Genomic DNA, 1,273 nt, shown 5'->3' with positions numbered 1-1,273 from the left:
GGCCGCCCAGGCCGCCCAGGCCGCCCAGGCCGCCCGCGACAGTCTGCTGGCCTGCTCCTTCACCGAGCGGGCCGGCCTGCTCACCTGCGCGCCTGCCCGCGGAACACGGGGGGACTGGTACGACCACGCGGTCGTCGGGGCCTTCTGGGACACCGTCCACCGCGAACTTGACGACCCGTCCCCCTGGCCGGACACGCCCTCCCTGAAGGACCGGCTCATGGAGACCTTCGACCGCTTCACCCGGCGCACCTGAAGCCGCCCCAGCCGGCCCACCCACACCAAGGCGGATCAATTGGAAACGACACCACCTCTGCCCGCCACCAGCGGCCCCCGACCCGACATCCACGCAAGCCAGGACACCTCCACCGCCCACGCCCACCGGCTGCGCCTGTACGACGCCCTGGACCGGGTGTGCGTCCCCCTCGCCGCCGTCGACGTCCAGGCCGTCTTCCACCTGGCCGAACTCGACTGCGTCATCGTGCACGCCGTCATCGACTGGATCAACACGGCACGAACGCTCCCACCGCCTCCGCGCCCGAAGTGACGGGCCCCCACGGGCGGCCGGAACGCCCCGCTCCCCTACCGGGTGCCGTTCGCCTGCAGCAACGACTCGACAAGGACGGCCACATGCCGGCGGTCCGTCGGACTCAGCTTGTGCACGCTCGCAATGAGGATCGCCACCTCGGGATCCGCGGCCTCGGGGGCGTCCTCGAGATACAGGTTGACGCCCGCGGCCTCGGCGGCGGCCCGCTGCACCGGCGCCACCGGGATGCCCAACCCCCTGGCCAGGCCCTCCAAAGTGGTCTGCTGCGGCATCTGCGCCAGCCGCGCCGACGTCGCCAGATGGTGGACCGTCGAACGGGAGATGCCACCGCGGCGCGCTACATCGCTGTAGGACCAGCCGTTCTGGTCCAACTTGTGCCTGATCATTTCCTGCAGTGTGTTGGGCACGCCGGTTCTTCCTGTGGAGAGGGAGTTGACCGCCTGTCAATGAGTCTAACGGCCCTGCCGCCGGGGCGTTCTGCACCTTCATTTCCACCGCCACCCTGCGCTATCCTGCCCTGCGACTGCACGTCGCGGCCGGCACTCGCGGACCGGCTCAGCCCGCACCGTGAACACACGGCACATCCGCCAGGACCAGTCCCCTACCGCAAGCCGCGCCCCCCGGCGCCCTGTCGTTGAGCACCCGGCCGACGCCCCCGCTCGGACGCCGACCACCCACAGCCGACTCCACGCAAAGGCCCCTCGCCGCGGCATCCGCGGCCGCTCATCG

The 1,273-nt window shown here is 71.2% G+C and carries 3 protein-coding genes; 2 read left to right on the top strand and 1 reads right to left on the bottom strand.

Features of this window, described 5'->3' with window-relative positions; genetic code table 11:
* Both ACFYX0_RS47905 and ACFYX0_RS47900 read left to right on the top strand, forming a co-directional pair.
* Nucleotides 1-253, top strand: a 253-nt coding sequence (locus tag ACFYX0_RS47905) for a hypothetical protein (RefSeq protein WP_388982179.1), incomplete at its 5' end; no start/stop codon positions are given.
* A 39-nt stretch (nt 254-292) separates the two neighbouring features.
* Nucleotides 293-544 (top strand): hypothetical protein, encoded by a 252-nt coding sequence (locus ACFYX0_RS47900; protein ID WP_388982176.1) that lies wholly within the window; start codon nt 293-295, stop codon nt 542-544.
* Between the two features lie 35 nt (nt 545-579).
* Here ACFYX0_RS47900 and ACFYX0_RS47895 read toward each other — a convergent pair whose 3' ends face one another.
* Entirely contained in the window at nt 580-930 is a 351-nt protein-coding gene (locus ACFYX0_RS47895; RefSeq protein ID WP_355920442.1) for a helix-turn-helix transcriptional regulator, read from the bottom strand.
* Between the last annotated feature and the right edge of the window lie 343 nt (nt 931-1,273).

Origin of the sequence: Streptomyces sp. NPDC002573, assembly GCF_042889625.1 — a bacterium.
Classification (GTDB): Bacteria; Actinomycetota; Actinomycetes; order Streptomycetales; family Streptomycetaceae; genus Streptomyces; species Streptomyces gibsoniae.
The sequence above is the reverse complement of the archived record's forward strand: the minus strand, read 5'-3'. Positions and strand labels throughout refer to the sequence as shown.